The following is a 12,965-nucleotide window of genomic DNA, read 5'->3' as shown; positions in this document are numbered from 1 at the left end:
AAATCTCCTGGTCGTTAAGGATTATCGCAATGCAATGCCGTCAGCGACCCAGTGTTGCGGTGCAACCTGCCGATAACGGGGTTTCGTGACCGTTTCGCCCACCTTTCGCAACGGCGAAGGGATTTCGCTGTCATCAAAACGGCGAGGCTGACGGTTCTCGGGATCTGCCACTGGCACGGAGGCCAGCAGACGTTGGGTATAAGGATGTTGCGGTTGATTAAAGACCGACTGGCGCGGTCCGAGCTCGACAATCTGGCCGAGGTACATCACCGCCACGCGGTTGGCAATGCGCTCGACGACCGCCATATCATGAGAGATGAATATCCAGGCTACGCCCGTTTGCTGCTGGAGATCCATCATCAGATTCACCACCTGCGCCTGAATTGAAACGTCAAGGGCCGATACGGCTTCATCAGCAATAATCACTTTCGGTTTCAGGGCCATCGCGCGGGCAATGGCAATACGCTGGCGCTGACCGCCCGAAAATTCGTGCGGATAACGACGCGCGTGCTCCGGCAACAGCCCGACGCTTGTCAGCAGCGCATCAATGTGTGGAGAAGCCTGTTCCAGTGAGTCCACCATGCCATGCAACAGCAACGGCTCGGCAATGGTAAACCCCACCGTCAGACGTGGATTCAGTGACGCATAGGGATCCTGAAACACCATCTGAATTTCACGGCGCAGCGGCTGGAATGCCGTCTCTTTCAGATGAGAGATTTCCTTTCCTTCAAAGTGGATGCTTTCCGCCTCACTGGCGATCAGGCGCATCAGCGCACGCCCGGTGGTCGATTTACCGCAGCCACTTTCACCCACGATGGCCAGGGTTTCACCCGGCCACAGACTGAAATCAATCTGCTCAACCGCATGCACATGATGCGTATGGGTCGAGAAGATGCCGCTGCGGATGGGGTAATACACTTTTAGCCCACGTACATCGAGTAGCGGTTCGCTGTCGTAGCGCGCCGTCAGCTGTTCGTGTTGCGCCGCCTGTTGTGCACCCAACAGAGGAAAGCGTTGCGGCCACGCGTATTCGCGCATATCGCCCAGTTTTGGCACGGCTGCCAGCAACGCTTTGGTATACGCATGCTGCGGGGCGGCAAAAATCTCTGACACGGTGCCCTGTTCGACCACTTCGCCACGCAGCATGACCACAACACGATCCGCAATTTCCGCCACAACGCCCATATCATGGGTGATAAACAACACCGCCATGTTCTTCTCGCGTTGCAACTCACGCAGGATATGTAAAATGCGCGCCTGTACGGTGACGTCCAGCGCCGTCGTGGGTTCGTCGGCAATCAGGAGTTGCGGATCACAGGCCAGCGCCTGAGCAATCATCACGCGCTGGCGCATTCCGCCGGACAGCGCGTGCGGATAGCTTTTCATGACGCGATCGACATCGGCAATACGTACCTGTCGCAGCAGTTCACGTACGCGCGCATGAGCCTGTTTCTTGTCGCACTGATGATGGTCGCGTAACGCTTCGGTGAGTTGATCATCGATACGCAGCACCGGATTCAGTGAGGTCATCGGCTCCTGAAAGATCATCGCCATTTCACGGCCACGCAACGTGCGGCGCTGACTGTCATCCAGCGTTTCTAACGCATGAACTTCTCCGCGGCGATCGCGAAACTGCATGCTGCCGCGATCGATACGGCCGCTGCTCGCCAGCAAGCCCATCACGGCCAGCGACGTGACTGATTTACCTGAGCCGCTCTCGCCCACCACGGCGACAATTTCGCCTGGATAAATGGCGAAACTGATGCCTTTCAGCGCCTGATTCTCACCACTGCGTCCACGAAATGAGACGCTAAGGTCCTGAACAGCAAGCACCGGTGATGCACCGTCAGCACGTGTGGCAGAAGAAGTGAGTCGTGTGTCCGTCATCAATGCCTCGTCGCGTTACAGCCAGATACGGCCATCGGAGTAATTCAAAAAAGGAGAGCTGTCAGCCGCCAGCCAGATCGGGCCATCTAAATCGACGTGCTCTGCGTGCACCGCCACAGGCAATGCCGCTTCCATCGCCAGGGATGAACCCAGCATGCAGCCGACCATGATGCGCATGTTCTGCTTGTGCGCTTCATCGACCATCGCCAGCGCTTCCGTCAGACCTCCGCACTTATCCAGCTTGATGTTGATCATCTCGTAGCGATGACGCAGGCTGGCAATATCCTCTCGCGTGTGGCAACTCTCGTCCGCACAGACGGGAACAGGATGACGGAAGCGTTGCAGGTCATGATCCTGACCTGCGGGAAGCGGTTGCTCGACCATCGCGATGTTATAGGCCTGAAGCGCCACCAGCAGGCTTTCCAGATCCATTCCCGACCAGGCTTCATTGGCATCGATAATGAGCGTCGCACGCGGGGCCGCCGCACGAATCGCCGCCACTTTTTCCAGAACCGCATCGCGGTCAAGCTTGATTTTGAGCAGGATGGCACCCCGCGAGACGGCATCCGCCGCTGCCAGCGCCATGTTTTCCAGCGTATTGAGGCTGAGGGTTTCCGCCGTGACGACCGAGCGTGGCGGCGGGCATGCACTCTGTTGCCAGAGCGTTTGACTGGCCCGTGCGGCGTCAAGTCGCCACAGTGCGCAGTCCAGCACATTGCGCGCGGAGCCAGCAGGCAAACGGTGTTGCAGATCATCGCGGCTCAGGCCTGCTTCCACGTCAGCGCGTACCGCCTCAAGCTGGGCCTGAACGCTGTCTGGCGTTTCATCGTAGCGCGCCGTTGGTGTACATTCGCCCTGCCCAATAAAGCCGTTTTGCTCAAGCGTGACGCGGATAACCGTCACGGCGGTACGCACACCGCGCGAGATAGCAAACGGTCGCGCCAGCGGCAGTTCCACCACGTTGATCTGCACCTGTCTCATCTCAGCCCCGCTCCTGAAGCAGCGCGGCGATGTCATCGATACCAAAACGCACCGGATCGGTTGCCGGTAAACCGAATTCGGCACGGATTTCAGCACAATAGGCGCGCGCGTCTTCTTCCGTGTAGTTTGAGGTGTTAATCGCAAAGCCAGCCAGTTGAACGGACTCACTGGTCACCCGGGCGGCGCGCAGATTGGCTTCCACGCAGTCTTTCAGGCTGACCATCGGTTGATGCGGCAAATGGCGCATATGCGGACGGCCCATTTCATGGCACATCACCAACCAGTGCGGTTGCGCACCGTGCATAAGCCCCATACTGACGCCCGCGTAAGAGGGATGGAACAACGATCCCTGCCCTTCCACGATATCCCAGTGATCATCATCGTTGGCAGGAGACAGGGCTTCTGCCGCACCGGCAATAAAGTCCGCGATTACCGCATCCACAGCAATGCCTTCCCCTGCAACCAGAATCCCGGTCTGTCCCGTGGCACGAAAATCCGCTTTCATTCCGCGCGCACGCATTGCCGCTTCCAGCGCCAGTGAGGTGTACATCTTGCCCACTGAGCAGTCGGTCCCCACCGTGAGTATCCGCTTGCCTGAACGCTTCTTACCGCTGCCAACACTCAGCTTCGGACGCATATGACGTAAATCGAAAAGCGCAACACCAAACGTCTCTGCCAGCGTGACCAGCTCGGGCTCATCTACCAGACGATGATGTAATCCGCTGGCCACGTTCATGCCGGCTTTGATGGCACTTTTCACCGTATCCAGCCAGTGTTCGGGCAGATATCCCCCTGCGTTGGCGGTGCCCAGCACCAGCGTTTTCGCGCCGCGCGCTTTGGCGCTGGCGATATCAAGTTCATCCAGCCCCAGGCTGACCGTACAGCCCGGCAGTTTAATTTCGCCAACGCACTGTTCCGGTCGCCAGATATGAATACCGCGCGCCGTTTTTGCCGCGAGGGGATCGGTAACATCGCCAAGAAAAAGTAAATAGGGTTGTGGGATTAGCATGAGAGTTCTCGTTTCAGACAAAGGTAAGGTTCTGAAACCACTATTTCATGCGTGTTGAAAAGTGACGAATGCTTGTTTGGTTGCGGGGTATAACGGCAGGCTATAGTCAGATAAAAAACTAATGGCAACCGCGTTATTTCAACGAATCAGGGTGAAATCGGCCCCGGTGCCGGGGCGAGTCATAGGAAAAGGATAATATCCGCCGGGGAATCCATGGAGAGATATCGCTTTATGTCAGTCAACGGGAAGCAAGGCCGTTTACTTCGACGCTGTCTTTCATAATGCCCCGGCGTGGTATCGGGTGCCACGGATAACACGCTTAGGTGCGTGGTGAGGATGTTATCTTTCCTGTCAAAACGCTGTGACTGACAACCGAGAGGAAACGCGGTAATTACAGCTTTCCGGTCAGATACTGTGCTTCACCATCCGCAAAGCTCCAGTCACCCGGCGCATTGGTAATAAAGCTGATCATCAAATCTTTCCCTTCCACCCCACAGTGTTCTGCCAGTTCCCGTGCCAGTTCCGCCATGAAACGCGTTTTTTGCTCTTCACTTCTCGGGCTGGTAAACACCCGGACCATCACCAGACGGTCGCTGCGTTCAAACCCCAGCCCGGTATCCTGGAACACCATCTGGTAATTTTTATTTTCGTGAACAATCTGATAACGGTCACGTTCGGGAACGTTAAACGCGGTGAGCACAGCCCGATGTGCAGCGTCCAGCATTGTTCTGATTTCCGTAGCAGAACGTCCCTCAATGATGTCGAATGTCAGCAATGGCATAAATAAACCCTCGGTTGGTCTAAATCGTAAGTGTATGATGTCGCGCTATGTTGACGACTACTGCTGAAAAGAAAAAGAGACAGGGCTGAAATGATTATTCGCTATTTTGAACAATCCCGATGAAAGCATTCCGCACGGATGAACTGTGGGTGCATTTGTACTGGCTGACGGTACTCGCTGAATCGGGAAGTTTTACCCGCGCGGCTGATCGGCTGGAGGTCAGCAAGGCAGCCATGAGCCAGAAAATCAAAGAGCTGGAGAATATGGCCGGCACAGCACTGGTGCAGCGCACTACCCGCAGCGTCCGTCTGACCTCGGCGGGCGAAAAACTGGTGGATAACTTACGCGATCCTTTTGCGCAAATTGAGCAATCCTTTTTACGCATTCGTGATGAAACCGGCCCGGTGAGAGGCCTGGTGCGTGTCAGTGCGCCGGTAGCCTTTGCGCGCCAGCAGCTCGTCCCGGTTATTGGCGATTTTGTCCGGGAGTACCCGCAGGTCACTATTCAGCTGGATGTCAACGACCGTCTGGTATCACTGACTCGTGAAGGTTTTGATTTGGCCATCCGTCACAGCCAGACACTTCCGGAGACCCACATTGCGCTGAAGTTGTGTGACACGCATGCGGTTCTGGTTGCCTCCCCCGCTTACCTGGCGCAATACGGCACCCCGCAAAAGCCCGACGACCTGGAGCGGCATAACTGTCTGTACTATCTGCGCGGACAGGAACCGCCGCGATGGCATTTCCACAAAGTGACGGGCGGAGAGGAAACCGTAATGGTGAAGGGACAGGGAAACTTTGCCACTAACAACAGCGAATCCGTCCGCGATGCGGCATTACAGGGACTCGGTATCGCCCTGCTCCCTGATTTTAGTGCGCGCGCCGCGCTGGCTGCAGGGACACTAACGCAGGTTCTGCCCGCATGGCGAACGGTAGACGCATTTGCCGAAAGCTTATGGGTAATACGTCCGCATACTGCGCAGGTTCCTAAGGCTGTGACCACGTTTATTCGGTGGCTGCGGGCGAGGTTTGCGGAGTAGAGATTAGTAGAATGGTGGTGGTGATTATGTGCGGATGGGCTGCATTGTGCCAGGAGCGGACGTTGCTCATATCACTGTTTTAATGAGAGGGTGAGTGTTTTATGTACACAGAGCTTCCTTAACTTCACGTTGTCATGGCACCAGGTAAGGACGCAATAGTGGTCTTGTGATAAAACATCGTGGTTTTTGCACGTTTTATAGGGGTCAGTAATCTTATCCCTAATCACCCTCTTATCTTAAGGCATCACTGATATGGTCACCTGTTTTCTAAAGTACGTCATAGATCCCTATAAGCTGGATGAGTTTGAGTCTTACGCGCGGGCATGGATTCCTATTGTGAACCGTATGGGGGGAAGTCATCACGGTTATTACCTGCCTCACGAGGGAGCGAACAATCTGGCCTATGCTCTTTTTAGTTTTCCCAGCCTTGCGGCATATGAAGCGTACCGTGAAGAAATGAAGAGAGATCCTGAATGCCTTTCTGTCTTTGCAACTGAACAGGTTAATCGAAGCATCATAAGTTATGAACGAAGCTTCATGCGGCCAGTCACTCAGGCGTAGGAAACCGTGATAAAGAGCGGCACGAATGCCCTGAAAGAGAGTGTCCGCAGGATCACGTGAGAATGAGCAGAATGGGTATGGGAAAGCGCAGGTTGCCTGAATACAGCCTTTACGGCAACAGGCGCAACGATCGCGAGTGACCTGATCTGTTCTCTGCAAATGAATATACGGCCTCATTCGCAAATTCTTCAGCTACTCTCGACTAACTGCGCGCGTCCGCTTTTCGCTCATAGCAGACGTTCATTTTTTAACAGCCATCACGTATCTTCTCATTCCCGAGCTGCCTGCTACCTAATACCCTGCCCCTCACCTGCCAGCGCACTAACTCGCCGGCATCGCCCATTCCCCCCGATCACGTAACGGCTTTATCTATTACTTTTCGTAAAGCGGATCACAAATCAGCGCGCCAGATGACTCACTGCACAATTTCATATTGAATATCAATTTTCCAGGTGTCAAGATTAACCGGCATCACGCTTGTTACCGATTATCGGGCAAAACCTGAATGCAGGCTGAGGGATAATCCCTTCAACGCTGTATTTATGTTTTGCCCGATTGTGTTTCAGGAGTGAGCGATGCTGGTCAGACAAATACTGAATAATAATGTGGTCAGTGCCGTAGATGATAACGGCCTTGAAGTGATTTTAACCGGTCGGGGGCTGGGATTTAATACACGCAACGGGGCCCGTATTCATCTGCACGAAGCAGAAAAGATATTTCGGCTGCAAGATTCAGGCATCTCTGCACGCTTTAAAGATCTGGTCAGTGAAGTTCCCATCGATATTCTCCAGTTGACCGCCGATATCGTCAGCCTGGCGCATGAAACGCTGAAGCATAAACTAAGCGAAGGGCTGTATGTCACGCTGGCCGATCACCTCTACTTTGCGCTGGAGCGGCATAAAAATAACGCGCTGCTCGCCAACCCACTGGAATGGGAAGTCCGTCATTTTTATACCGCAGAATATGCGATTGGCCGCCAGGCACTGGGCATGGTGGTGGCCCGCACCGGCACCGTGCTACCAGACAGCGAAGCCTGCAGTATTGCGCTGCATATCGTGAATGCCGGGCTCAATGATAACTTAGGCAAAACCACTAAAATCACCCAACTCCTCTGTCAGTTACAACAAATCGTAAAATACTTTTTTACGCTGACCCGCGATGAACACAGTCTGAATTACCAGCGCTTCATTACCCATTTAAAATTCTTTGCGCAGCGGGTCATTGCTGGCGAAGTATTAAATAACGACGACGAGGAATTATTCACGCTGGCACAACAGCGATATGCCCGAACGTTTGAGTGCGTAGAAGCCATCAGCACCTTCGTAAAAAAACATTATCACCACAGTATGAGTCACTCAGAAAAACTCTATCTAACGGTACACATTGAAAACATCGTGCAGCGCAGTGCGCATGATGTTGACACCTCATAATGCATTACTGAATTGCTTTACCGGCTTGTGACTGTTTAATCAGGCAAACCCCAGAAAATATGCCACCCGGTTTATGCCGGTCATTGTGGATGACGTCATATCGACTTCAGTCTGGAGGAATTTATGAATTATCAGGACACCGCACAGCAAATTATTCCCCTGATAGGCGGAAAAGATAACGTACAGTCTTTATTTCACTGCATAACCCGCCTGCGTTTTTTACTAAGAGATAACAGTAAAGCCGACCATCACGCGCTTGAAGCACTGGATGGCGTGATCGGGGTTAATATTTCTGGCGACCAGTTTCAACTCATCATCGGTAATGATGTCAAACCACTATGCGATGCGCTGCTCAGTCAGCTTCCGCTTCAGGAAGCTCCTGTCCGCCCTGCTTCGCCCTGTAACCCTGTTTCCGCAGTGCTTGAAGGGCTGTCCAGCATCTTCTCACCGATTATTCCGGCCATAGCGGGTGCAGGGATTCTCAAGGGCATTCTGGCGCTAATGGTGGCGTTTCACTGGCTGGAGACACAAAACCAGAGCTACCAGATCCTGCTGGCGCTCAGCGATGGCGTGTTCTATTTTTTGCCGCTGGCGCTGGCGTTCAGTGCGGCAAAACGCTTTGGTGCCAATCCTTATGTCGCTGTTGCGCTGGCGGCATCACTCTTTCATCCTGCCCTGCAAACCCTCTTTACCGCAGGTGAGCCGATACGTTTTCTGGGTTTACCCGTTCCCACGGTGAACTATGCTTCGACAGTCATTCCGGTCCTGCTATCAATCTGGCTGTTGAGTTACGTGGAGCGCCTGATTGACCGCATTATCCCTGCCGCCCTCAAAACCATGTTTGTTCCGCTTTTAAGCCTGCTTATCGTCACGCCGGTGACGCTGATCGCTATCGGGCCATTAGGGATTTTTGCCGGTAACGCGCTGACCGGGGGCATTATCTGGCTGGTCGAAAACATGGGCATTATCGCGGGCGTGGTGGTCGGCGGGACGTTGTCGCTGATTATTATTACCGGCATGCACTATGTGCTGGTGCCGGTCATGATCCATAACATCAGCCATCTGGGATTCGACCCGTTTAAAATTCTTTTCTATGTGGCTAACCTTGGTCAGGCCGGTGCGGCGTTTGGCGTCTTTCTGCGGGCCCGGGATAAAAAGCTTAAATCGCTGGCGCTTACCACCAGCTTCAGTGCTGCCATGGGCATCACCGAGCCTGCGATGTACGGCATCAACATTCGCTACAAACGTCCCTTTGCCGCCGCTCTGCTTGGCGGTGCCTGTGGTGGTGCGTTTGCGATGGCGATGGGCGTAAAAACCTATGCGTTTGCACTCAGCGGCCTGCCCGGCATTCCCGCCCTGGTTGGTCCCACCTTCTTATCAGCACTGCTGAGTCTGGTCATTGCCTTTTCCAGTGCGGCCATGCTGACCGTCATACTGGGTTTTGAGGAAGCGCCCCGGAAGAACGTGGACAATACAGCCTCCTCACACTGTCATCATACACAGGACCACGTAAGGCTTTTTGCGCCGGTCAGCGGTGAGATCACTCCGTTAAGCGCCTTAGCCGATCCGGTTTTTGCCGATGAAATTTTTGGCAAAGGGCTGGCGATTTATCCGACCGGCGGCAAGTTGCGCTCCCCCATTGATGGCCGCGTCGAGTCGCTCTTTGAAACCCACCACGCGCTGGGGCTGAAAAGTGACACTGGCGCGGAAATCCTGATCCACATTGGCATCGATACCGTGAAACTCGGCGGCCGCCATTTCACCAGCCATATTCAGCCGGGCCAGTTTATCCGCACCGGCGATCTGCTGATCACATTCGATCTGAACGCGCTTGAGGCCGAAGGCATCGATCCGAGCGTGATTGTAATCGTGACCAACTGCGAACGCTATGGCGAGGTTCGCCCGGTAAAAGCCGGGGGACATATCGCCTGCCGTGACGCTTTTCTGACACTCACCGCTGCAGCGGTTTAAGGAGCAAAGCATGACGTATTCACCCTCTTTTCCCGAAGGTTTTCTGTGGGGCGGTGCCACGGCCGCGAATCAGCTTGAGGGCGCCTGGCATGTCGGCGGTAAAGGGCTGTCCGTATCGGATGTGTACACCTTTGACGCATCCACACCACAAGACCAGTGGCTGGATCAGTGGTTAAGCATGACCCATGCGCAGGTAGCGGAAGCACAGAATCCGGAGAGCAAAAAATATTATCCCAAACGTAAAGGCAACGGGTTTTACACCCACTTTAAAGAGGATATCGCGCTGTTCGCCGGGATGGGATTCAGGTGCTTCAGGATGTCGATTGCCTGGACGCGCATCTTTCCACGCGGCGATGAAGCAGAACCCAACGAGGCGGGCCTGCAGTTTTATGATGCAGTGCTGGATGCTCTGCTCGCTCACGGGATCGAACCGATTGTGTCATTGTCACATTACGAAATGCCGCTTGCGCTGGTGACGGATTACGGCGGCTGGCCCAATCGCCAGTTGGTAGATTTCTATGTGCGTTTTGCCACCACAGTTTTCATGCGCTATCGAAAGAAAGTGAAATACTGGATGACGTTCAACGAGATCAACTGTGTTAAGCATCACCCTTACGTGAGCATTGGCGTAATTGAAGAAGGTCACCCGCATATTGAACAGGATAAATACCAGGGTGCCCATCATCAGTTTGTCGCCAGCGCGCTGGCGACAAAGGCTTGCCACGCCATTATTCCCGGTGCGCAGGTGGGCTGTATGATCAGCTATCAAATCCTGTATCCGCACACCTGCCATCCGGATGATGTGCAGGCGTGCGAAGAGATGCAGCGCGTGTCGTTGTTTTTTAGCGATGTGCAGGCACGCGGCTACTATCCGGCTTATGCAGAAAGAATGCTGGCGGAAAAAGGCGTACAGCTGATTAAAGCCGTGGGCGACGATGAAATCCTGCGGCAACATCCGGTGGACTTTGTTTCCTTTAGCTATTACATGTCCAGCACGGTCAGCGCCCATCCTGAAAAACTCACCGGCGCGCAGGGCAACCTGATCACAGGCGGCATCAGAAATCCGCACCTGGAAACCAGTGAATGGGGCTGGCAAATCGATCCCAAAGGCCTGCGACTGGCACTGAATCAGCTGTATGATCGCTATCAAAAGCCGCTCTTTATTGCCGAAAACGGCCTTGGCGCAGTCGATACCGTCAAGGCCGATGGCAGTATTGATGACGATTACCGCATTGACTACCTGCGCCAGCACGTCGCGCAAATGAAAGAGGCCATTGCGGATGGCATTCCCCTGTTTGGCTACACCTGGTGGGGACCGATTGACGTGGTGAGCGCAGGTACGGCGCAGATGTCTAAACGTTATGGGTTTATCTACGTGGATCAGGACGATATGGGCAATGGCACGCAGAAACGTACCTTAAAAAAGAGCTATCACTGGTATAAAAAACTGATAGCCTCCAATGGCGAAGACACAGGTCATTAAGCCGGTTGAACGCCATTGCTGTGACCTGCTGGCAGTCGCTGTCAGCAGGTCGTTTTGATCTCAGCCGCTGCCATGCATATCTGGCAGAAACACGTTGCTGTCACATCAACCTGAAGAGAGGGTTAAGTTGAACACGCTGCATCTCGTCGATCCCGAGCTACGTCCCCTGCTCGCTAACAGCGCGCCGCTGGAACTCACGCCTGACGCAATCATTGCGCTACGCCAGCAGCGCCAGGATGCTGCGCTTGAGCAGGTCCAGTCGTACCTCGACCAGGGGCTGAACATTGATGAACACCTGATCGCGTTTCCCGGCCATCCGTCGGTCAGAGTCTGTGTGATCACGCCCGTTGCGGCCGCCGGTAAACGCATGGGCATATTACATCTTCATGGCGGCGGTCATCTGTTTGGCAGCCCGGAGCAGTCCCTGTCGCTGACCAGCGCGACGGCACGGCGACATAACTGTGTGGTGGTCTCGGTGGACTATCGGCTGTCACCGGAAACCGTATTTCCGGGATCGCTGGAAGACAGCTATCAGGTGCTGAACTGGATGGTGAATGAAGCCGCGATGCTGGGCATCGATCCGGCACGTATCGGTGTTATGGGCGACAGCGCCGGTGCCGGGCTGGCGGCCTCACTGGCGCTGTTCACCCGCGATCGGAATGGCCCCACGCTGGCCTTTCAGAATCTGATGTTCCCGATGCTGGATGACCGCACGGTCACCGAAACCCACCCCAATCCCGTGACCGGCGAGTTTGTCTGGACGCGGGAATACAACCGCATCGGCTGGTCGGCGCTGCTGGGCGAAGCACCCGGTGGCGAAGCCGTTTCGCCTTATGCGGCCCCCGCTCGCGCCACAGACCTGCGCGGACTTCCCCCAGCCTGGATTGGCGTGGGCACGCTGGATCTGTTTCTGGATGAGAACCTCGACTATGCACAGCGGTTAATCCGCGCCGGGGTTGCCGTGGAGTTGCACGTCTGGCCGGGCGCGTTTCATGGTTTCCACGGCAGTGAGACGGCGGCAGTATCGTTGCAGGCCCGGGAACTGCGCCAAATCTGGCTGTCGCGCTTTGCGCCCTGATACTCAGCCAGGCCAGGGTTAACGTCCACCCAGGGCTCACGGAGTGAAGTGATGCAAATGCTGCACATTGTGCCTCGCCTGATGACAGCGGTGCGGGCGGGCAACAAACGCCATACGATACGCTGGCAGGAACAGGCCATTACGCCCGGCCCACTGCGTTATATCAACCACGAAGATCCTGCTGACAGCGTCATTGTGACTGTTGAACGGGTTGTCATGATGCCGCTGTCATCCGTCGCGCAGCATCTGGGCAAAGATGAGGAATGGCCCGATGCGGAACTGCTGGCGGGCATGCAGGAGCACTATCCCGCGATTCAGCTCGATTCTCAGGTGGCAGTGATACATCACACCGCCCCCTGTGAGACGGAGACAGGACGCTATCAGACACTGCTGGCCGCATTGACGGCGCTGGAATGCAGTCTGCATCAGGAAAAACGTTACGATGCAGCCTGGCTGGCGCAGCGACTGCATCCTGAATTTCAGGAAATTACCCGCTCGGGCGTGCGGGTGAATCGCGCGCAGACGATTGCGGCCTTACAAGCTGAAGCGCATGCGCCGGCAATCGTCAGCCGCGATTTTCAGCTGATACAGACAGGTACACATCACGCCCTGTTGCTTTACCGTACCGCAAGACCCGATGGCCGTCATGCCGCATGGCGGTCGTCCCATTGGGTGTACCACGCAACGCAAGGCTGGCAGATGATTTTTCATCAGGCCAGCCCCGCAGCAGAACCGGATTTTTAG

The 12,965-nt window shown here is 55.0% G+C and carries 11 protein-coding genes; 7 read left to right on the top strand and 4 right to left on the bottom strand.

Features of this window, described 5'->3' with window-relative positions; genetic code table 11:
• Positions 1-21: 21 nt before the first annotated feature.
• The 4 genes from RAC90_RS03165 to RAC90_RS03150 all read right to left on the bottom strand — a co-directional run bounded on the left by RAC90_RS03165 (position 22) and on the right by RAC90_RS03150 (position 4,658).
• Positions 22-1,887: an ABC transporter ATP-binding protein gene (locus RAC90_RS03165; protein ID WP_058701351.1), complete on the bottom strand. Its 1,866-nt coding sequence runs from the start codon at positions 1,885-1,887 to the stop codon at positions 22-24.
• Positions 1,888-1,902: 15 nt separating this feature from the next.
• A complete protein-coding gene (gene dgcA, locus RAC90_RS03160) occupies positions 1,903-2,868 on the bottom strand; it encodes an N-acetyl-D-Glu racemase DgcA (RefSeq protein ID WP_375123945.1) in 966 nt (321 codons plus the stop codon).
• A gap of 1 nt (position 2,869) precedes the next feature.
• Complete coding sequence (dgcN, locus tag RAC90_RS03155; protein ID WP_375123944.1) at positions 2,870-3,877, bottom strand: N-acetyltransferase DgcN; 1,008 nt, start codon at positions 3,875-3,877, stop codon at positions 2,870-2,872.
• A gap of 391 nt (positions 3,878-4,268) precedes the next feature.
• The gene (locus tag RAC90_RS03150; RefSeq protein WP_015065578.1) at positions 4,269-4,658 is read right to left on the bottom strand and encodes a tautomerase family protein; all 390 of its coding nucleotides are present in this window, start codon (positions 4,656-4,658) and stop codon (positions 4,269-4,271) included.
• Positions 4,659-4,777: 119 nt separating this feature from the next.
• On the opposite strand from RAC90_RS03150, the gene RAC90_RS03145 reads away from it, so the two are divergent.
• The 7 genes from RAC90_RS03145 (at position 4,778) to RAC90_RS03115 (ending at position 12,965) form a co-directional block, all read left to right on the top strand.
• Complete coding sequence (locus RAC90_RS03145; RefSeq protein ID WP_375123943.1) at positions 4,778-5,698, top strand: LysR substrate-binding domain-containing protein; 921 nt, start codon at positions 4,778-4,780, stop codon at positions 5,696-5,698.
• A 252-nt stretch (positions 5,699-5,950) separates the two neighbouring features.
• On the top strand, positions 5,951-6,259 hold the full coding sequence (locus tag RAC90_RS03140; RefSeq protein ID WP_375123942.1) for an NIPSNAP family protein: 309 nt from the start codon (positions 5,951-5,953) through the stop codon (positions 6,257-6,259).
• 575 nt (positions 6,260-6,834) lie between these two features.
• Entirely contained in the window at positions 6,835-7,689 is an 855-nt protein-coding gene (gene licT, locus RAC90_RS03135) for a BglG family transcription antiterminator LicT (RefSeq protein ID WP_375123941.1), read from the top strand.
• Positions 7,690-7,812: 123 nt separating this feature from the next.
• A complete protein-coding gene (locus RAC90_RS03130; RefSeq protein WP_375123940.1) occupies positions 7,813-9,660 on the top strand; it encodes a beta-glucoside-specific PTS transporter subunit IIABC in 1,848 nt (615 codons plus the stop codon).
• Between the two features lie 10 nt (positions 9,661-9,670).
• Positions 9,671-11,143, top strand: coding sequence for a glycoside hydrolase family 1 protein (locus RAC90_RS03125; protein WP_375123939.1), 1,473 nt, complete (start codon positions 9,671-9,673; stop codon positions 11,141-11,143).
• 127 nt (positions 11,144-11,270) lie between these two features.
• Positions 11,271-12,221, top strand: coding sequence for an alpha/beta hydrolase (locus RAC90_RS03120; RefSeq protein WP_375123938.1), 951 nt, complete (start codon positions 11,271-11,273; stop codon positions 12,219-12,221).
• Positions 12,222-12,272: 51 nt separating this feature from the next.
• Entirely contained in the window at positions 12,273-12,965 is a 693-nt protein-coding gene (locus tag RAC90_RS03115; protein ID WP_205959450.1) for a DUF4440 domain-containing protein, read from the top strand.

This window comes from Pantoea sp. CS_6, from assembly GCF_041954745.1.
Classification (GTDB): Bacteria; Pseudomonadota; Gammaproteobacteria; order Enterobacterales; family Enterobacteriaceae; genus Pantoea; species Pantoea stewartii.
This window is presented reverse-complemented; position numbering and strand designations above follow the sequence as displayed.

Coding starts and splice junctions, on each gene's coding strand:
- RAC90_RS03145 (WP_375123943.1), top strand. CDS start 4,778: ATGAAAGCATTCCGCACGGATGAACTGTGGGTGCATTTGTACTGGCTG.
- RAC90_RS03165 (WP_058701351.1), bottom strand. CDS start 1,887: ATGACGGACACACGACTCACTTCTTCTGCCACACGTGCTGACGGTGCA.
- RAC90_RS03150 (WP_015065578.1), bottom strand. CDS start 4,658: ATGCCATTGCTGACATTCGACATCATTGAGGGACGTTCTGCTACGGAA.
- licT (WP_375123941.1), top strand. CDS start 6,835: ATGCTGGTCAGACAAATACTGAATAATAATGTGGTCAGTGCCGTAGAT.
- dgcN (WP_375123944.1), bottom strand. CDS start 3,877: ATGCTAATCCCACAACCCTATTTACTTTTTCTTGGCGATGTTACCGAT.
- RAC90_RS03140 (WP_375123942.1), top strand. CDS start 5,951: ATGGTCACCTGTTTTCTAAAGTACGTCATAGATCCCTATAAGCTGGAT.
- RAC90_RS03130 (WP_375123940.1), top strand. CDS start 7,813: ATGAATTATCAGGACACCGCACAGCAAATTATTCCCCTGATAGGCGGA.
- RAC90_RS03125 (WP_375123939.1), top strand. CDS start 9,671: ATGACGTATTCACCCTCTTTTCCCGAAGGTTTTCTGTGGGGCGGTGCC.
- RAC90_RS03115 (WP_205959450.1), top strand. CDS start 12,273: ATGCAAATGCTGCACATTGTGCCTCGCCTGATGACAGCGGTGCGGGCG.
- dgcA (WP_375123945.1), bottom strand. CDS start 2,868: ATGAGACAGGTGCAGATCAACGTGGTGGAACTGCCGCTGGCGCGACCG.